This is a genomic window from Humiphilus diazotrophicus, from assembly GCF_059726315.1.
In genome coordinates this window covers 128,235-147,622 of record NZ_AP040871.1, presented here as the reverse complement: position 1 = coordinate 147,622, position 19,388 = coordinate 128,235, and the positions used below count along the sequence as shown (strand labels likewise).

General features: G+C 49.4%; 18 protein-coding genes. 6 read left to right on the top strand and 12 right to left on the bottom strand.

Annotation, left to right across the window (positions count from 1 at the left end; genetic code table 11):
• Positions 1-7: 7 nt before the first annotated feature.
• The 8 genes from AC6I7T_RS30700 to AC6I7T_RS30665 all read right to left on the bottom strand — a co-directional run bounded on the left by AC6I7T_RS30700 (position 8) and on the right by AC6I7T_RS30665 (position 8,201).
• Positions 8-1,195: a multicopper oxidase family protein gene (locus AC6I7T_RS30700; RefSeq protein WP_497795543.1), complete on the bottom strand. Its 1,188-nt coding sequence runs from the start codon at positions 1,193-1,195 to the stop codon at positions 8-10.
• Between the two features lie 372 nt (positions 1,196-1,567).
• Positions 1,568-2,587 carry a sigma-54 interaction domain-containing protein gene (locus tag AC6I7T_RS30695; protein WP_497795214.1) on the bottom strand — a complete coding sequence of 340 codons (1,020 nt, stop codon included), beginning with the start codon at positions 2,585-2,587 and terminating at the stop codon, positions 1,568-1,570.
• A 22-nt stretch (positions 2,588-2,609) separates the two neighbouring features.
• Positions 2,610-3,011: a response regulator transcription factor gene (locus tag AC6I7T_RS30690; RefSeq protein WP_497795213.1), complete on the bottom strand. Its 402-nt coding sequence runs from the start codon at positions 3,009-3,011 to the stop codon at positions 2,610-2,612.
• 322 nt (positions 3,012-3,333) lie between these two features.
• On the bottom strand, positions 3,334-4,569 hold the full coding sequence (locus tag AC6I7T_RS30685) for a cupin domain-containing protein (RefSeq protein ID WP_497795211.1): 1,236 nt from the start codon (positions 4,567-4,569) through the stop codon (positions 3,334-3,336).
• A gap of 396 nt (positions 4,570-4,965) precedes the next feature.
• The gene (locus tag AC6I7T_RS30680; protein ID WP_497795210.1) at positions 4,966-5,961 is read right to left on the bottom strand and encodes an aldo/keto reductase; all 996 of its coding nucleotides are present in this window, start codon (positions 5,959-5,961) and stop codon (positions 4,966-4,968) included.
• Between the two features lie 146 nt (positions 5,962-6,107).
• Positions 6,108-6,644, bottom strand: a complete 537-nt coding sequence (locus tag AC6I7T_RS30675) for a flavodoxin family protein (RefSeq protein ID WP_497795208.1) — start codon at positions 6,642-6,644, stop codon at positions 6,108-6,110.
• 67 nt (positions 6,645-6,711) lie between these two features.
• Positions 6,712-7,041, bottom strand: a complete 330-nt coding sequence (locus tag AC6I7T_RS30670) for a carboxymuconolactone decarboxylase family protein (RefSeq protein WP_497795207.1) — start codon at positions 7,039-7,041, stop codon at positions 6,712-6,714.
• 101 nt (positions 7,042-7,142) lie between these two features.
• Positions 7,143-8,201 carry an NAD(P)-dependent alcohol dehydrogenase gene (locus AC6I7T_RS30665; protein WP_497795206.1) on the bottom strand — a complete coding sequence of 353 codons (1,059 nt, stop codon included), beginning with the start codon at positions 8,199-8,201 and terminating at the stop codon, positions 7,143-7,145.
• A gap of 268 nt (positions 8,202-8,469) precedes the next feature.
• On the opposite strand from AC6I7T_RS30665, the gene AC6I7T_RS30660 reads away from it, so the two are divergent.
• A complete protein-coding gene (locus tag AC6I7T_RS30660; protein WP_497795205.1) occupies positions 8,470-9,429 on the top strand; it encodes an AraC family transcriptional regulator in 960 nt (319 codons plus the stop codon).
• Positions 9,430-9,639: 210 nt separating this feature from the next.
• Here AC6I7T_RS30660 and AC6I7T_RS30655 read toward each other — a convergent pair whose 3' ends face one another.
• On the bottom strand, positions 9,640-10,038 hold the full coding sequence (locus AC6I7T_RS30655; RefSeq protein WP_497795203.1) for a (R)-mandelonitrile lyase: 399 nt from the start codon (positions 10,036-10,038) through the stop codon (positions 9,640-9,642).
• Positions 10,039-10,362: 324 nt separating this feature from the next.
• Between AC6I7T_RS30655 and AC6I7T_RS30650 the strand changes: the two genes are divergently transcribed.
• The 5 genes from AC6I7T_RS30650 to AC6I7T_RS30630 all read left to right on the top strand — a co-directional run bounded on the left by AC6I7T_RS30650 (position 10,363) and on the right by AC6I7T_RS30630 (position 17,267).
• Positions 10,363-10,992, top strand: a complete 630-nt coding sequence (locus tag AC6I7T_RS30650) for a trimeric intracellular cation channel family protein (RefSeq protein WP_497795202.1) — start codon at positions 10,363-10,365, stop codon at positions 10,990-10,992.
• Between the two features lie 184 nt (positions 10,993-11,176).
• Complete coding sequence (locus AC6I7T_RS30645; RefSeq protein ID WP_497795201.1) at positions 11,177-11,524, top strand: PadR family transcriptional regulator; 348 nt, start codon at positions 11,177-11,179, stop codon at positions 11,522-11,524.
• Positions 11,521-14,172 (top strand): ABC transporter permease, encoded by a 2,652-nt coding sequence (locus tag AC6I7T_RS30640; RefSeq protein ID WP_497795199.1) that lies wholly within the window; start codon positions 11,521-11,523, stop codon positions 14,170-14,172. The genes AC6I7T_RS30645 and AC6I7T_RS30640 overlap by 4 nt, the downstream gene beginning before the upstream one ends.
• Before the next feature lie 142 nt (positions 14,173-14,314).
• Entirely contained in the window at positions 14,315-15,562 is a 1,248-nt protein-coding gene (gene ampH / locus AC6I7T_RS30635; protein ID WP_497795198.1) for a D-alanyl-D-alanine-carboxypeptidase/endopeptidase AmpH, read from the top strand.
• 403 nt (positions 15,563-15,965) lie between these two features.
• Positions 15,966-17,267 carry a metal-dependent hydrolase family protein gene (locus AC6I7T_RS30630; protein ID WP_497795196.1) on the top strand — a complete coding sequence of 434 codons (1,302 nt, stop codon included), beginning with the start codon at positions 15,966-15,968 and terminating at the stop codon, positions 17,265-17,267.
• A 175-nt stretch (positions 17,268-17,442) separates the two neighbouring features.
• Here AC6I7T_RS30630 and AC6I7T_RS30625 read toward each other — a convergent pair whose 3' ends face one another.
• The 3 genes from AC6I7T_RS30625 to AC6I7T_RS30615 all read right to left on the bottom strand — a co-directional run bounded on the left by AC6I7T_RS30625 (position 17,443) and on the right by AC6I7T_RS30615 (position 19,384).
• Complete coding sequence (locus AC6I7T_RS30625; RefSeq protein WP_497795195.1) at positions 17,443-18,249, bottom strand: TIGR03435 family protein; 807 nt, start codon at positions 18,247-18,249, stop codon at positions 17,443-17,445.
• 278 nt (positions 18,250-18,527) lie between these two features.
• On the bottom strand, positions 18,528-18,953 hold the full coding sequence (locus AC6I7T_RS30620) for a pyridoxamine 5'-phosphate oxidase family protein (RefSeq protein WP_497795193.1): 426 nt from the start codon (positions 18,951-18,953) through the stop codon (positions 18,528-18,530).
• A gap of 101 nt (positions 18,954-19,054) precedes the next feature.
• On the bottom strand, positions 19,055-19,384 hold the full coding sequence (locus AC6I7T_RS30615) for a hypothetical protein (RefSeq protein ID WP_497795192.1): 330 nt from the start codon (positions 19,382-19,384) through the stop codon (positions 19,055-19,057).
• Between the last annotated feature and the right edge of the window lie 4 nt (positions 19,385-19,388).

Genomic DNA, 19,388 nt, shown 5'->3' with positions numbered 1-19,388 from the left:
TCTGATTTCAGCGAAAGAGAATCTTGGCCATCATCCCTTTATCTTCATGTTTCAACAGATGGCAATGAAACATAGACATACCACGAATAATTGGATCAGTAAAATCCATAATGAGATCGACACTTCCTTCCGAAGGGACATTGACGGTATCCATCCACACCGGCTGTGGAATGGCTGAGCTGTTTTCACTAAAAAAAAGAAAATGGACTTGATGAATATGGAAAGGATGAATTTCGTGAGTGTGATTGATGACTCTCCAATGTGCGTATTCACCGACTGTAACTGTCGCCATCGGCCCATCGCTCGGATCATAACGTTTGCCGTTTATATAAAAACCCTTTTTGTCTTCGGTAAATACTACCGAGAAACTAGGCTCATATTTCTTCAGCTTTTCCATCATCTCTTTGGGAGCAATCTTGTATACCGGCTGTACTTGACTTGAGATCTTCTGCTGAGGATGACTGCCACGCTTAGCTGGAATTTGTGGTTGCACGAGATCGGCAAGAATCATTTCGGGGTTTGGGTCCCCATCAGGCCCGGTGTCGATACAAAGACTCCGCAATGAGGCTTTAGCTCCGGTTGGCGGTCCTTCAATGATTACTTCAACACGGCCGGCCGGGGCGATGAGGACATGCTGTACTGTTTCATTCTTGCGATTAGGATCGTGAAAGGCCAATGGCATACCATCCAGAGCAATCACCTTCATCTGTACGGAATCAACCATGAGATCTGCGTATAAATCAGGAGAGGCATTGACAATTCGCCAGAATTGCTTCTCCCCCGCAGCAATTTCAATTTTTGGTCGAAGCAAACCATTGACAGTAAAAATGCGCTCTGGCTGCTCTTTGGCTGTTCCACATTTTCCGGCAGGAATATTCACTGTACTACGTAAAGCTTGATCCCCTTCTCCAATCACGAGATCGCGAAGAAGAAGAATCCGCTCCTTCATCGAAGTAACTTCGGGGACGTAGCGTTCAATTCCATCAACTACAATTGCACCGGACATTCCATCAAGCGACTGCTGATAGCTTTCTCCATGCGGATGAGTGTGGTACCAGTACAATCCTGGCGGTTGATCCGATGGAATCTCCACAACATAGCGCAGCGATTCCCCAGGCATAGCCATCATGGTTATGACATCATCCTGAGGCGCATTAGGAGAAACATGGAGACCGTGAAAATGCAGATTGGTCATGTTGTGACAAACGCCATCAACACAGGTTTCCGACGAGATCCTTGACATCCGGTTTTCATAGCTGATCTGGATACGGCCACCAGGAACGGTACGAATCACCGGTGGAATCTCCTTGTCTCTGAAAGAAAAAGCACTCTTTCCGGTAGCAGGATCAGTCACAGCTGACAAGATAAGCGGTGATCGTACTTCCGGAGGTTCAAGAAGAACTCTTGAAGGTTGCAGCTCACGAGACTGTCCCGAGAGAAATATATTCGTAAAGACTAGGAATACGACGAGAGTACATAGCCCAAAACGAAAATCGCGTTTGAATATGTGTGCCACAAAATCATTCCTCGATATCCATCCAGATACAAATCACGGAGCTGATTGCCTTCAACTGATTGCAAATACATTGGGAACTTCGCGGATCTTAAGAAGCTTGGAGCCCGCGCGAATATGTTCAGCAGGGATTCTTGGTGCCCTCGAAATTCCCAGCTTTTGCATACGGTAGATCAAGGTAGTACGAGGAATACCGAGCCGGGTAGCAGCACCGTCTCTTCCGCTGAGTCGCCAGTTTGTTTCATTGAGCACCCGCTCGATGTGTACGCGCTCAGCATCGGCAAGCGTAATCGGTTCTCTATATTGAGATGAAGTAACAAGAGCCTGAAGCTCACCGGGACGGGGCATAAGAGTGTCCCCAGAAGAGGTAATCAGGGAACGTTCGACAAAATTCTGCAACTCCCGGATGTTACCCGGCCAATGATATTGGCCCAACCTCTCCAGAAGATCGGCGGGGATGTGTTCGACTCGCCGACCCATTCTGGGGCCAAGCCGGTCTACAAAATGGCGGACAAGAGAGGGTATATCTTCTTTGCGGTCACGCAACGCCGGCAATTTAATCGGGAACACAGCCAGCCTATAGAAGAGATCCGCCCGGAAAGCCTTCTCATCGACCATTTCCTGGAGATTCAGATTTGTAGCGGCGATAATTCTGACGTTCACATGCGTAGTGCGTGTGCTGCCTATGCGTTCAAACTGTTGCTCCTGAAGAACACGCAGCAGTTTAGGCTGCAATTCGAGGGGGAGATCCCCAATCTCGTCGAGAAAAAGTGTGCCTCCATGAGCGGCAAAAAATCTGCCAGACGTTTGAGTGATTGCGCCGGTAAATGCGCCCTTTTCGTGTCCGAAAAGCTCACTTTCGAGAAGCGTTGCAGGAATTGCCGGGCAATTGATAGCGACAAATGGCTTATCACGGCGTGCACCATTGTCATGGATTGCTCTTGCAACCACTTCTTTGCCGGTCCCGGTCTCGCCCTGAATTAATACAGCGCATTCCAGAGGAGAGACCATGCAGATTTCATCGATAACAGAAGAGAACGCCTTGCTTGATCCAATCAGAGTTTTCGAAAGCATCTCAACATCCTTTTCAGGCAAACTATGAGGATTGGTGTATATCGTAAGGTCGGGTTATAGCGGCAGTTACAATCTCCAGCAGTTCTTCACCATCGAAAGGCTTGTAGAGAAAGCTAAAAGCTCCGGCGGTCAAAGCTTGTTGCCGCGCCTGCTCATCGTGATGAGCTGTGATAATAATGACGGGAAGGTCAGGATATTGCGCCGCTACCAGTCTCTGCAGTTCCCATCCATTGGTTCCCTCCATCCGTACGTCCGTGATAAGACAGCATAGGGACTTCAATTCATTGCTTTTGAGAAGTTCCACAGCTGAATTAAAAGTCCTGGAACAAAAGCCGGCGGAAGCCAACAGATCGTTGATCGATTCACAAATTCTCTGATCGTCGTCAACGACAGCCACCTTACAACCTTGAACAGTGCCTCCCACGGGCTAATCCTCCAATCCACATTCATCGTAGCTATCCCCGTCAGGGTTGCCAATTATCTCTTTGTATCGTTCCACGCCCCTGGAAAAGACCGGTACAGGAAGGCCAGGTAATCTTAATTTGGTTTGGGCGCGGTTGGCAGGAAAACTGATTTTGAAGCGATCTTGAAAACAGGTGGAAGTCAGCTACTCGCCAGAAAGGTATTTATGATTCAAGTTAAGACTTTGAGAGGAAGAGAGGCTCTACGAGGAGAAATTGGGAGCGTATCCACCCCGCGGATAAATCATTGCCCGCAGGGTGGAGAAAAGCAGCATTCACCAGCTGTTAAATGACGGCCAACTTTTCCGCGGGGATCTTAAGTGCCAAATCCTTGTCGATATTGAGGTGTGCCTTGAGCATTTCGCTGGGAACACGCCGCAGCCATTGATTGAGCGAGACATCCATAAATTCTTCGCTTGCAAAGGTTTCTAGAAACACCAAATCTGTGTCTCCAGTATTTTCCACGTAATGCGGTGCATTGGAGGGAACGTAGCCAACATCGTTGGCATTGAAGTCCATGGTACGTGCATTATCGACAGGGAAATAAACAGTCATTCGCCCTTTTCCAGCGATGTAAAACTGCCACTCCGAAGCGTTAGGATGCCAATGGAGTTCACGCATGCCGCCTGGCTTTACTATCACCAAAGCAGCTGCTATATGCTTCGAAGCTGGAAATATGTGGGAATCAACGATCCGTACGTTTCCACCTTTGCTTGATTTCGTCGGAGTCATCGACTTCATCTTGAAAGTGTACTGATACCGGGATGCTACCGCACTTCCACCAATCTCACCCCTATCTTTCTCCAATGAACCGGGAACTGTTCCCGGGAAAATATAAAGCGGAGGCTGGGGAGCTTTGGCAAATACACTGGCATCGAGTCCGGTATTCTTTGCAAGCACTTCGGGTGGTGTATGAGCGATCCACTGAGAAAGAAGCATAGTGCCATCTTCAGAGAAGTTCCCCTGATTGAAGACAAGTAAAAACTCAGTACCGTCAGGCCCAAGCCCCTGGATAGAGTGCGGATACCCGGCAGGAAAAACCCAAAGATCCCCTTCCTCGACATCGTCGATAAACATCGTCCCATCGGGATTCATCACCGTAACCCGAGCATGGCCGTAGAGTACATAAGCCCATTCGTCTGCAGTGTGCCAGTGCAGTTCCCTATAGCTACCAGTCGTCAAACGCATATTGACACCAGCAATATCTTTCGAAGAAGGAAGCACACGTTCGGTCACTTCATGGGTCCATCCGCCTTCCTGCACACGCTTCTTGACAAGATCGAAGGAATACCAGATGGGGCCCACATCTCCATGATCTGTCGGAGGCGGATTATTAGAATCCGGGTTCTCAGCTAGTAGCGCCTTATTCTCTTGGCCAGGGTCACTAATAGAATGATCGTGTTCTGCTCTCTGCGTGCTTTCTTTAGTTTGCGCATTAGCAGCCAGACTGGTAAACGCTGCAGTAGCTAGAGCTACCGAACCAAGGCCCAGGAAGTTACGTCGGGAGGGGTGCTCAAGCATCGATCTTTCTCTTGTTGGATCGTTCATCATAGGTGCCTTTCGAGTAGGAATAAACGGCCGGGTTTCCGCAGAGCCGTTTGTTGCCTCATAGCGATCTGCTGGAGTCTAAGCAAGCGTTCTGCCAAAATTGAGTATTACAACTCAAAGCAATAAATTCCCTCTTTTCAGCAGATTGATGATTTCGCCTCTCGATGAGGAGCACAGAGATTTTCGAAACTGTCTATCTTCGGGCACTCAATTGTCGGACCTTCGACAGTTGCGACAGAGGGAGAGCTCCACAGTCACAATTGGGCTAAGTAGAAAAATTGCCTGCTGGGCCCAAACGCCAAAATGCCGACTCCCTTTGAGCCGGCATTTTGGCGTTTTCTAATATGTTTCGAATAAACACGAAACTGTCTAGTGGCCAGTCATTTTTTCCAAATGCTCGGGATAGCGATTCCCTTGCACCGGAATTTTTGAAACTGCGGTATTGATTTCGTTGAGATCGCTCGACGTAAGCTCAATGGCAACGGATCCCATATTCTCATCCAAACGCTCCAACCTGGTCGTACCTGGAATTGGAACAATCCATGGTTTTTGGGCAAGTATCCAGGCGAGAGCAATCTGTGCCGGTGTAGCATTTTTCTGTTTTGCGATGGTACCGAGCAAATCGACCAAAACCTGATTTGCCTTCCGGGCCTCCGGTGTAAAACGAGGAAGAGTACTGCGGAAATCGGAACTACTCAACTCGGTCTTGTCGTCCATTTTGCCGGTGAGGAAACCCCTGCCTAAAGGACTATAAGAAACCAAGCCAATACCAAGTGCCTCGAGTGTGGGTAGCACTTCAACTTCTGGTTGTCTCCACCAAAGAGAGTACTCATTTTGAAGTGCTGTTACAGGTTGAATAGCATGTGCCCGACGGATGGTCTGCACACCCGCCTCGGAAAGGCCAAAGTGCTTTACCTTGCCCTCCTGAATTAAATCCTTTACAGCCCCGGCAACTTCTTCGATTGGCACATCCGGATCGACACGATGTTGATAGAACAAATCGATAACATCTGTCTTGAGTCTCTTAAGTGAAGCCTCTGCAACTTCCTTGATGTGCGCAGGGCGACTGTTTAATCCCTGCCACCCGGGGCTCCCATCCGGTTTGAGATTGAAGCCGAACTTGGTAGCAATTACTACCTGATCGCGAACGGGAGAAAGCGCTTCACCAAGCAACTCCTCATTCGTAAATGGACCATAAACCTCAGCAGTATCAAAGAACGTGATGCCTCGTTCCACAGCTGTGCGCAGAAGAGAAATCATCTCCTGCTTATCGTGAACCGCACCATACGAGAAGCTCATGCCCATGCAGCCAAGTCCAAGAGCCGAAACTTCCAGATTGCTGTTACCTAATTTGCGCTTCCGCATTTCCCCTCCTTGTGCATTGTGCGACGATCGGCATAGAGCAACGAAAGATGGACGGTAATATTCATCGGTAGAGAGGCGAACACCACTCTTAAGATCTCGTCCTATGATGTAAATCCGAAATCCGCTGCCCTTGGCGCCGCTGAAGCTTATAGAGCTCTTCCCATTTCAAATGCATGCTTCATAGCAGAACTGGATTTAATATCCCCAATATTCCAGGCACCTGTACCATAAACGATCCCTCGTTCTTTCGCGCCATGCAAACAGGAAGTAAACCCTCGAAATCCCTCCACTGTCCGATCCAAAGCTGATTGATTAGTGTCCGCTGCAGTAACGATGAAATAGAATTCCTTGTTGGAAATCTCCGTATATCTCGCAACCGTTCTATCAATGAGGGTCTTCATTTGTGCACACATCGTATAAAAATAAACAGGAGTGGACAGGACAATCACATCGGCTGTTACCATGCGCTCGAGGATCTGTGCCATATCATCCTTCTGCACACATTTCCCGGTTCTACTGCAAGCAGAACAGCCAGTGCAATAATTGATCTTCTTTTCTGCAAGAAATATACGATCCACTTCGTGAGCTGCTGCTTTTGCTCCATCTAAAAACTGATCGCATAACGTATTGGAATTGCCCTTTTTCCTTGGGCTAGAGGAAAGAATCAGTACTTTTTTGCTCATATCTTACTTTCTCTACCAACCGGCGGGGCTGGATATACGAAATACACATCCACCTTCGGCGAGGAGATTAATCAATCTCTGCAAAGACCTTCTTTGCCACAGCAATTGCAGACATCGCGCTTGGCCATCCCGAATAGAAAGCCATATGCGTAATCAGCTCTACGATCTCATCTTGTTCCAGGCCGTTCTCTGCGCCTTTCTTGATATGAAAAGGAAGCTGTTCTGAAGCCCGTAGAGCAATCAATGCAGTAATTGTCGCAAGGCTACGGTCCCTCCTGGAGAGAGCAGCCCTCTCCCAAACTTCCCCAAACAAGACATCATCCGTTAAGCGAACAAGCTCCGGAGAAAAATCGCCTATAGCTCTTTGAGCCGCAGTGGATTGTGGTTCACTCTTCATACTTCTGTATCCTTCAACTATTAACTATTGACTGCGTTTCGGCTGACGACCTTTTCCATGGATAGCAAAGCTGCAACCGAAAACGCAGTCAGATTTAACCTCTACTCAGATTTGAGAGAAGCCATATCAATCGAGAAGCGATACTTCACATCGCTCTTTAACAAGCGCTCATAGGCCTCATTAACCTTCTGAATCGGAATGACTTCAACATCGGCGGTAATATTGTGCTGTCCACAGAAATCAAGCATTTCCTGAGTCTCGGGGATACCACCAATCGGAGAACCGGACAAACTACGCCTTCCCATGATGAGTCCGAAAGCTGAGACAGGGAGAGGCTTTTCCGGAGCCCCAACTAAAGTGATGTTTCCGTCGCGTCGCAGCAGATTGATATAAGCACTGATGTCATGGTCAGCGGCCACAGCATCGAGGATGAAATCGAAGCTCCCCATATGTTTATTCATCTCATCTGCATTTCGCGAGAGAACAACTTCATCGGCGCCAAGGCGGAGTGCATCTTCTTTCTTGCTTGGCGAAGTTGTAAAGACAACAACATGAGCACCTAATGCATGAGCGAACTTCACACCCATGTGGCCCAATCCACCAAGACCAACGACTCCGACCTTCTTACCTTTGGTTACTTGCCAATGCCGCATCGGAGAGTACGTAGTAATTCCGGCACACAGCAACGGAGCAACTCCAGCCAAATCGAGATTCGAAGGGACGTGAAGCACAAATCTCTGATCCACAACAATGCTGTCGGAATAGCCGCCGTAGGTAACACCTCCCAAATGCTTGTCGGGAAGGTTATAGGTTAGGGTGAGGCTTGGGCAAAATTGTTCAAGTCCAACCTTGCACTCAGAGCAGGTCCCACAGGAATCGACCATGCACCCTACCGCAGCGAGGTCTCCGGGTTTGAACTTGCTCACTGCAGAGCCTACTTTTGTAACGCGTCCAACGATCTCATGCCCTGGAACGCAGGGGTAGACAGTAGGCATCACTCCGCTCCATTCATTTCGCACTTGATGAAGATCGGAGTGGCAGATACCGCAGAAAAGGATTTCGATCTGCACATCGTGTTCTGTTGGATCACGCCGCACAATCGTAGCAGTGGCTAGCGGTGATGTCGCACTGGCGGCAGAATAAGCTTTCGCGTTGTACATTTGTGTAAACCTCTTAGCAAAAATTCGTTGGGCAAGATCCGCCAGAACTGGAAAGCCATTTGGGTTCGGCATGGTCTACAGAAAAATTTTAGAGTAGGCCGTTCTTGCAGTGGCCATCCTGGCCGTTCTTTCGTTCCCAAGAATACGGAAAAGCCGCTCTAGAGCGATATCCTGATCCTTCCTTTTTCTTGCCTAATTCTCTTGCCCAGGAGAATTTTGTACACAGAATCGGAATTTCGGCGATAGGCTGTCTTTGGAGGAGTGAGGGGTGGCAAAACAAAGTCAGACAAACGGGAAAACGCAACCGCACCTGGAGGAGCTCAGGGCGGAATTGGTACGTAAATGTCTTGCCTACATAGAGGACGAGGGAGTACAGGAGACAAAGATTCCATCTTTGAGCCTCTATCGACGTAGCGAGCCTAGTGTCTGTACTTCAGCTACATATGAACCAAGTCTGATTTTCTTCCTGCAGGGAGAAAAGCGCATCACCCTAGGAAAAACAACCTATACCTGCAACGAATCGACTTTTCTTCTCACTTCAATCGATCTGCCTGTTATCAGCCAGGTCGTCGCGGCAACTCCAGAGAGACCGATTCTCGGCTTGATACTCAAGCTGGAAATACCAGAGATTCGCAGAATACTTAGTCAGGAAGATCTTCATATGCCGGAAGAGTCTTTCGATACTTGCGGAATGGCTGTGGGTACAGCTTCTGCCGAACTCATAAACGCATGCTCCCGGCTTATAGACCTTCTGAAAACTCCACAAGATATTCCCTTCCTCAGCAATCTGATTCTGAGAGAAATCACCTATCGTCTACTTCGAAGTCCGCAAGGAAAGCACTTACGCTCTATTGCGACCCTCGGAGAACAGAGCCAACGGACCTCCAAAGCTGTCTCCTGGCTCCGGGTCAATTATGCAAAACCGCTACGCGTCGATGAATTGGCTGCGATGGCACAAATGGGTGTCTCCACCTTGCATCACCATTTTCGTACGCTCACCGCTATGAGCCCTCTTCAATACCAAAAGCATCTTCGACTGCATGTCGCCCGGGAACGAATGATAAATGAGGGGCTGGATGCTGCGAGCGCTGCTTTCGAAGTCGGATACGAAAGTGCAAGTCAATTCAATCGCGAGTACAGCCGATTCTTCGGCCAGCCCCCGATGCGTGATGTCAAAGCACGCAGACTCGCCATTTCTGGAGGAAGCCCCAATCTAGAAGAAATCTGAAGCTAGACGAGAACGTAACAAAATTGAGCCTACAACTCTCCTTCGCCCAATGTTCTTGAGACACATAGCGAGACAACCAAGCTGGAGGATGGAAGTGTTTTACCCCATCGTAGATTTTGTATGGTCAGATGTATTGGAAGTGCGCCCCTCAATGCATGTCAAATTGAGAAAGACACTCCGGACTCGTTGACGCATATTGAAAGAACTGCGCTATAGCCTTTTGTATTGCTCATCAGTAACATGTTCCATCCAGTTGACAGCTTTGCCGTCCAGCATCTCCTGAATGGCAATATGCGTCATCGCTGTTGTCGCGGTTGCCCCATGCCAGTGTCGTTCTCCCGGAGCAAACCAAATCACGTCACCCGGACGAATTTCCTCAACAGGACCACCTTCACGCTGAGCCCAGCCACAGCCTGCAGCAACAATAAGGGTTTGGCCAAGCGGGTGCGTATGCCAAGCTGTTCGTGCACCTGGCTCGAATGTGACACTTGCTGCTTGCACAAATGCCGGATCAGGTGCTTGAAACAATGGATCAATCCTCACTGTACCCGTAAACCACTCAGAAGATCCCTGGATGGAAGGCTGTGTGCCAACTCTCTTGATTTCCATGTTTGCTATTCCTCATCTAGGATTTAATGGATATAACGAGAATCTATCTGCGCCGAAAATTATTGTTTTAAAGCAGTCATGCGATCCGCATCTTTTCTCGTATATAAAAATGCCAACTCCTGCGACTTGTAGATATCCTCCGAACATGCCTTTTCCAGGAACGCTCGAATAGAGAAAACAAGAAAAGCTTCGCCTACACAATATTTCACATTACTATGATCTTCGCATTGTCCGATCGGCATACCGTACAGTGTTGACCTGGATCCGCCTGGCAGGTAAAGACTTATAACTCACAGATATCAAATAGGGCACCACTGAGAGGTCATGATGAAAGATCACGCCACAAACCTATTATTGGTTGTCGATTTGTCTGGAACCATTCTGTTTGGCATAGAAGGCGCCACTGCTGCCATCACCAGCAACCTTGATCTATTGGGTCTTCTGGTACTCGGGTTTGCCACCGCATTAGCTGGAGGAATTATTCGCGATCTTCTAATTGGTGCTGTTCCTCCGAGTTCGCTACGTGATTGGCGTTATGCAGCTATGGCCTTCCTGGGTGCCGCAATGGTCTTTCTTTTCCACCACCTTATTCAAGAGGTTCCCAGCGGAGTCATTCTGATACTCGATGCGGCAGGACTGGGGTTGTTTTCTGTAGCAGGTACAGAGAAGGCTCTCGATCATCGGATGCATCCCTTCATTGCAATCCTATTGGGCACCATAACCGGCGTTGGCGGAGGTACATTAAGAGATATTTTGTTAGCGAAAATTCCCATGGTTCTACGCGCCGATATTTATGCTACTGCAGCCATGGCTGGAGCTGCTGCCATGATCATTGGTCGAAGGTTGGGATTACCGCCTGCCTGGGCGGCAACGCTAGGTGGAGTTACTTGCTTCGCGCTGCGAGTGGTGAGCGTTTGGCAGCACTGGAACCTGCCTAAAGTGATGCTATCTTGACCGAGATGCAATTGGTTTTCCCAAAGACAATCAGAATGGCGACCATAGGCAAATTCACATCATGGCATTGCCAATCAACAAGAACAACCATCAATCTATCAATCGTTTAGGTCTACCTGTTGCTTTCCCAATAGAACTATGTCATTCTCCTGTTGGTAACCAAATGAAAGCAATGCCACTACAGATGAAACAGAAGAGGGATGTTCAGCAAGGAACGCTTACGCTGATGGTACTAAAGACTTTGGACGTTTTGGGACCATTACATGGGTATGGAATTGCTCGACGGATCGAACAGATCAGTGGCGAGTTGCTCTCGGTCAATCAAGGCACACTCTATCCCGTCTTATTGAAACTGGAGCAAGAAGGAGCCATCGCATCGGATTGGGGGCCATCGGAAAACAACCGCCGAGCTCGTTTCTACCGGCTTACGCGTGCTGGGACCAAACTTCTGGAAGCCGAAAGATGCAATTGGGAGCAGACTTCGGAAATCATCGCTCGCTTCTTTGCAGTAAAGGCACAGGATCTGTCATGAAGACGCCGAATCGGATAGTCACACGTCTTCTCAATTTCACTTTCCGCCATCGTAACGATGAACGGCTTCGAGAAGAGATTGAATGCCATATCGAGGCACTGACAGAAGACTACATCTGCTCCGGAATGTCTCCCGAGGAAGCACATCGGCAAGCAAAGCTAAAGTTCGGATCGATAGAAACAATTCGCGAGGACTATCATTCAGAGAAAGGATTGCCGTTCCTTGAAACGCTGTTGCTTGATATCCGCTATGCTCTCCGTGTACTTCGCAAATCTCCATCTTTCACAATCGTAGCCTTCATTACGCTGATGTTTGGTATTGGCGCGAACATCATCGTCTTCGGGGTATTGAATGCAATTGTGCTCCGGCCTCTGGCCGTTAAGAATCCTGAGAATCTCTATCAGATTCGCCCCAAAACAAGGGTTAGTGGAAGACTACTTACGACATCATATCCAGCCTTTGAGGACATTCGACAGAGAAACACAACTTTCAGTGACATAGCTGGATTTTACGGATATTCCAATGCAGGACTTAGCTGGCACGGAAATGCAATCAAGGCGCTCTCCGGATATGAGGTCACCGGGAATTATTTCGATCTGTTGGGTGTACAGGCAGAAGCAGGCCACTTTTTTCATTTAGATGACGTGCACGGTGCGGGATCCGCTCCTTATGTAGTATTGAGCGATGCCTTGTGGCGAAACATATTTCAGGCCGATCCAGGTGTGATCGGTACGAGCGTGGAACTCAACAACCAGCCCTTTACTGTAATCGGCGTCGCTCCCGCTGAGTTCCAGGGAACAGAAAAGTTCCGCCGGCCCGACTACTGGATCCCCATGGCAAATGGGGATCAGGTAGACGGTTGGGATCACTTACATAACCGGGCATCTACAACGGTCACCGTGATTGGCCGGTTAAGATCAGGGGTAACCCAACAACAAGCTACAGAGAATTTGAATGCAATTGCTGCCGAATTGGCAAAAGAATATCCACTTACAGATAAGGGGCAGGAAATGCGCCTCATCCATCCTGGGCTTATGGGTGACGATGGGGAGGCTATTCGCGGATTTCTCTTCGGGCTTACCGCACTCGTATTATTAGTATTGGCTGCAGCCTGCACCAACCTTGCCAGTCTGTTTGCCGCACGCGCCGCAGACCGCAGCCGTGAGTTGGCACTTCGGGTAGCTTTGGGATCAAGTCGAAGTCGCCTGATACGGCAACTCATTACGGAAAGCATCCTGGTATCGCTCATAGGTGGAGCGGCGGGGCTGGTTTGTGCCTACCTATTACTGAGGATGCTTGACCATTGGAGTTTCCTCGGCCAGCATCCACCAATTAACCTAGATGCCCGTGTATACCTAGCCGCTCTGATATTCACACTGGGAAGCGGACTGCTGATAGGAATGATTCCTGCACGCCAGGCATGGCGTAGCAGCACCTTGCAAACGATGAAAAATGGCACGGAGGAATCCCTACATCTGCGTCGTTTTGCTCTGCGCGATCTCCTTCTAGGACTTCAGATCTCAATCTGCACACTACTGGTAACAGCTTCCCTTGTCGCAGCACGTGGCATAGTACGGGCGCTACAGGTTCCTCTAGGTGTCGAGATTCAAGGCGTAATGCTGGCTCACATGGACCTGAAGCAGGCAAAACAAACAGACGATGCAGCACTGGAGAAACAGCAAGAGCTGATTGAAGCGGCCAGAAACATCCCCGGGGTCACCGCGGTAGGAATCATCAACTCCCAGGTAATCGGCGGAGGAGCAAAAGGTCTACCTATTTTCCGCCCCGGAACAACGGAATTTATTCTGACAAACTCCGTACTGGAAAGTCGGTTATATGCAAGCTCTCCTGGCTATATGAAAGCAGCCGGTACCCGGCTCTTGAGCGGACGCGATTTTTCTTGGCATGACACTGCAGACGCTCCAGCAGTAGCAATCGTAAATGAGACCTTCGCACAAAAGATGTGGGGCAACACTCCGGCAATCGGACAGCACTTCTATCTCAAAGACAAACTGATGGAAGTAGTTGGGGTAACGGAAACAGGGAAATACCACGATCTCGCGGAATCTCCAATGCCTGCAATGTACGTACCACTGGCACAGAACAAAGATAGCGAGATGACTCTTGTAGTTCGATCGAAACTGACTTCGAACGAAATTGCAGCTGCACTGCGGCACACACTCGGCAGCGTAGAACCGAATGTCCCTTTGACACTGCGAAGCTGGACTGATGAGCTGGATTGGCTACTCTTCCCGGCGAGGACTGCAACGGTATCACTCGGGATCTTGGGAGCTTTGGCGGCGATGCTGGCTGTAACCGGGATTTTCGGTATGGCAGCCTATAGCGTAAGCCGCCGGATGAAAGAATTAGGCATCCGCATGGCATTGGGCGCACGCAAGGCTCATGTGATTTATGCAGCTCTAGGACGACCCTTGATTCTCCTCATAATGGGATCGATGCTAGGTCTTCTGGCGGCAATCACGACAAACCATTTAATGCAGAAAATTGTGTATCAAGCAAACACATGGGACCCGATAGTTTTATTTGGAACAATATTGACGATGATCGCTCTTGGACTTGTGGCATCTGCCATTCCAATAAGACGAGCTCTGGCACTCAATCTGTCCAAGCTCATTCGGGAAGATTAAGCCTTACTAAAAAAGAGTTGATCTGAGAATATTCGTTTCAATCATTCGGGTTGCTCGATTCAGTACGCCAGCATTGGAGAACTGTATTTCTGCCTTCACGGTATCGCTTGGTCTTGTACTCTAGAGCTTACAAATAAGAAAAATGAATTGTTCTATTGTTCTACGCATTTTGCTCGTCTTCTTCGCGCTACCGGTTTTCTCAGCCTTTGCACAGGCACCTTCCAGAGCGCCTCTTCCCGATCTCCAGACTGTGGGCGCTATCGGGTCAGATCTCTTTCTTCAATCCGGTTCCACCGGAATGGTTCTCATAGTTGTACGTGACAATCAGGTCTTTTTTCGCGGATACGGTGAAACGGCACCCAACTCTCATCAGATTCCGACCCAGGATTCGTTGCTGAGGCTCTGCTCACTGACAAAGATCTTCACCACCGACCTCCTCTCCAAACTGGTTACAGACAAGACTGTGCGACTCGACGATCCGCTCCAGCGCTTTGCTCCCTCCGGCATTGCTGTACCTGAACGGGTTAAGTCCATCACGCTCGCCGATCTTGCAACGCATACCTCCGGCCTCCCCAGGGAAATAGGCAATGCACCTTCCGGGACTCCACACTTCACCTATCCGAACCACCGCACGCGTTGGCAATGGCTGTCCAATCAGCGTCTTCGTAGCACTCCTGGAAGTACGGCGCTTTACTCAAATGTGGCCTTCGACTTACTTGGCGATGCACTCCAGTCAGCCGCACACAAGCAATACGCCGCGTTGCTCTCCGAGCGTACACTCAATCCGCTCCACATGTGGCATACGACCTTCTTTCCGAATGTTGAGCAATGCCATCGTTTGCTAATCGGCACACACGACGAAGGTCCTTGCACGGTCACGGAACCCACAGCTGGAAGTTCCGGGCTCTACTCCACAGCCGCAGATATGACTATTTGGCTAAAATATCTGCTCCGAACTGGAGGCTCAGGAATTCCGGCGCAAGACCCTGCCGCACAATCTGTCTACATCGTTCCATCGAGTCTTGTCAGCCAGAAAGGACTAGATCGTGCCGGCGAGCCAACAGGTCTAGGGCTTGGCTGGATCCATATTCTACCGATCGATTCGCCTTCGCACATTGTCCAAAAGACGGGCGGCGGTGCTGGCTTCTCGACCTACATCGCTATCAGCCACTCTCGCAACACGGCCATCTTTCTCGCCGCTACGGAAGGAGCTGGTAACCCTCACTTTAATCTCTTTAACGCCGCTAATAAGCTCCTACTTGCGGCGGCAGGTCTGCCACCACTCCCCCCTCCACCACCTGAAACAAAAATTGTAGCCAAACATAAACCTGCAGTTAAACACAAGACTGTAGTCAAGCAAGTAGGCCTGCATCCACACCGCCGTCGCTGAGAACATCTAAAGGTTCGGTGTAGACCAGAAATCGATATGAGGGGCCCTATCATCAAAGCGCTGGGCCCCCATTTTGTCTGTTATTTACAAAATGTGCGGAAGAACGAGGCCTTCACGATTTTTTGGCAGACCAAGGCATCGAAGTCTCGTTATCTTCTATAGAAATCCATGAAGTAGGGTTATTCCTTTGTCGCTGTCAACGATGGAGTTCCTACTGCTATCGGGCATAACCACGTAAATCCCGCTTCCGATCTATACGAAAGCCCCAGGTGCACGTTACTGCCCCTGATTTTTTGATTGCGATCAACACATAATCAATAAGACAATGCGCAAAATTGCCTTTTTATAAACATCCGGGAACCTCTTCCGGGCTGATCAGGGCAGATCATGGAGATTAACAAAAATGAATGTGACGCAAATAGCTACAGGTGTTCTGCTGTCGATTGCAATTTGTGCAACTCCATTGCAAGTTCAAGGACAAACAACAGGAGCTACCAAACGAACCCTGGTTCGTGCGGGTCATGTGCTCGACGTAAAAACAGGGAAGGTAAGCGACACTCAGACGATTGTAGTAGCGGGTGATACGATCCAGTCCATTGTGCCCTCGGGTTCGGCACCGGTACAGCCCGGTGACCAGATAGTGGATCTGGGTGATATGACAGTCATGCCAGGCTTGATCGACGTACACACGCATATAACCTTCAATCCGGATTTCGACCCTTACCACGAGTTGACTATGACCGAAGCAAAGGAGGCTATCTCAGGCGTCGTAAATGCACGAACAACGCTCATGGCCGGGATCACTTCGGTACGCAACGTAGGCGCCAGTGCATACACAGATGTAGACCTTCGCGATGCAATTGATGCAGGCCAGGTACCGGGACCGCACATGCAGGTGAGCGGTCCGGCGCTGGGTATTACCGGTGGCCATTGCGACACCAACCTGCTTCCTTTCAAGTATCACCTGACCGATGAGGGAGTAGCTGACGGTATTTCCGCCGTGCAGCAAAAGGTTCGCCAAAATATCAAGTACGGTGCAGATGTAATTAAGATCTGTGCTACTGGCGGTGTACTGAGTAAGGGAGACGATCCTCAAGCCTCGCAGTACACGCTTGAAGAGATGCAGGCCATTGTGACCGATGCACACCGTCTCGGACGCAAAGTTGCCGCTCATGCCCATGGAGCTCAGGGCATTTTGTGGGCTGCTCTGGCCGGAGTCGACTCAATCGAGCATGGTAGCTACATTAACGATGCCGCAATCTCTGAGATGAAAAAGCGCGGTACTTATCTGGTCCCGACACTTTATCTCGAAGATTGGCAGATTACATCAGGCAAGCTCCCGCCTTTCTATCACCAGAAAATGCTGGACGTAACCTCGGTCGCAAAGGCAAATATCAAGCGGGCCATGCAGGCAGGAGTAAAGATTGCCATGGGTACTGACTCAGCAGTCTATCCTCACGGATTGAACGCCCACGAGCTGGACGTCTATGTAAATCAACTCGGGATGGCGCCACTCTCTGCCCTACAGACAGCAACAATCAATGCAGCCGACCTGATGGGTTGGTCGACGAAAACCGGGTCACTGGAGCCGGGCAAGTGGGCTGACCTGATTGCACTAAAGGGAAATCCGCTAGAAGATGTACGTCTGCTTCAGGATGTAAAGTTCGTGATGAAAGGCGGCGTTATTTACAAAAACGAACACTGATGCGGCAATCTTTACATCGTGGAATTGATACAAGTAATTTGTAGAGATTACTACTACACCTCACTCATAATTTGTGACGACAAGCGGGAAGAACACACACGGGAAATAGGCCCGTGTGGATCACCCGCATCAGAACACACCCACCAGCCACTCAATGTGGCCAACAAAGGGAACGTCAGTTCTTGGTAGGTTGGCGATTCATGTAGTCCACGACGATAACTTTCGATGGAACCTTGGCACTCTGAAGCCGCAGCCCCAACTGCTCCCGTAACGCTGTAGATACGGCAGAAGGAAGGTTGTCGACATCGGTTCCATATTGACGCTCCGCGGCTACAGTCGCATTGTCAGACGGACGCCAAGCCAACCTGAAACTGAATACACCGGAAAGGTGTGTCGCATCTACCACGGGTCTTCCGAGTATCTCTCCCAACGCCCCCGCAAGTTCTGAAATCGGCACATTTGTGCCACCAATCAACCCGGGACCGGAGCTCGTTCCAGAACCCTTCAGTCGTTCCAACGTGCCTGCAGGTTGGATCAAGACCTTCTTATCGGGAACCAGCTCATAACCGGGCACGCTCTGGATCTGTTCATGCCATTTCAATCCAAATCGCTCGATCAAGAGCGCCTTCATCATTTCGGCTGTGGTGTTTGGGTTAGGAGGCGCGTTGGCAGGCACTCTTGCATCCAGGTCAAACCTGGCTGTATCGAGCCACGAGGGTGACTTCAGAGCATAATCCCTAACGGATAGTCCCATCTTTACCCACTGCCTTAAAGGCATATTCACCATCCGAAATTGCCCTCCAGGTCCACCATTCGAAAACGACGAATTAACCCCCAGCTGAGGGCTGCCCGGTTTGATGGCAGCAACTTCAAACTGCAAAGACCTTGCCTGTTGCGTCTGCTGTGCAATCGAGATGCTCGACGAAAGGGCCCCCAACACTGCAATTCCCGCAGCGAAACGTACCAGCGCTGCTTGCTTCATAATCTGGCTCCTCTAACAATGATCAAAACAGGTTTTGAGCCGCATCTGGCTCTCGCTAACATGTCGAGCCCTATCCTTCGTGCTTTTTTGCGAAGGGGGAACAGAACGGCTGTTGCTATCCGCTTTGAACGTTGGAAACATAATAACTCCGCCTCCAGAATAGAGGTCTCGCTCCGCGACTTCCGTAGTCGCGACGCTTGTTATTTCAGAATTTGGATCGCGATAGCTGAAGACGCAGCACTCTATTCGAGATCTGGTCTACCTCTTGGGAAAATGCTTTAGTTGATTGCAATCGTCAGTTCCTCAATGCGAGGCGGATTCTGAGAGAAATCGCTATAACGGATCCAGCGTGGGCGAACAACAAAATAGACGATATCAGGCCAAGCTTGACGCGATGGTCCATCTGTCCAGACAGAGAAATAAGATGCCTGGTATTTCTTAAGATCTTCGCCTGTCGGCGCTGCGGCTATGCCCTCATATTGAACAGTCTGCTCCCCCTCCCAACCGATTACAAAGGAGCAGAATGATCGCTCAACAAGATTGGCATATTTCCGGGAGGACTTCACAGTATCAAAAATGACTTCCAAAGCCGGGGTAACGGCAATTCCAACTAATGCCGATTGAGGAATCCCGCCTTTCGAAATACTTGAAACGACTCCATAGCGGTGACGAGACATGAACGAAAACAACGAAGCGTAGTCCATTTCCTGTCTCCAGAGATATCTTGATACATCAATAGCCGTCAGAAATGGGAGGAGCTGGTACCCTGATCGAAGGACTCCAGCAGCTTTGAAGCTCTTTTGAACTAAGCAAATGGCGCGATAGCCGTCAACGTAGTTGTAACCGCATCCAAGAAGCGTTGAATGTTTTTAAAGATAGCTTCCATATCCTCCAATTTCTTGATGCTGCCCTCGATTTGCGAATCTATTTCTGCCAGTTTTTTCGTTGCTTCCTGGAACTTCTCGCCATTCTCGTCAAATACAGCCTTGGAAAGCTGCCGCTGGCGATCATCTAGCAAGAGACGAAGATCGTCCAGGCGGATGCGGTTAGGATCATTGGGCAATAAGCTCCCACGCGCGACATCGATCTCGGTAATAACATCACCAATCATTTGGATCAATTCCAACTTGGTCATAGTG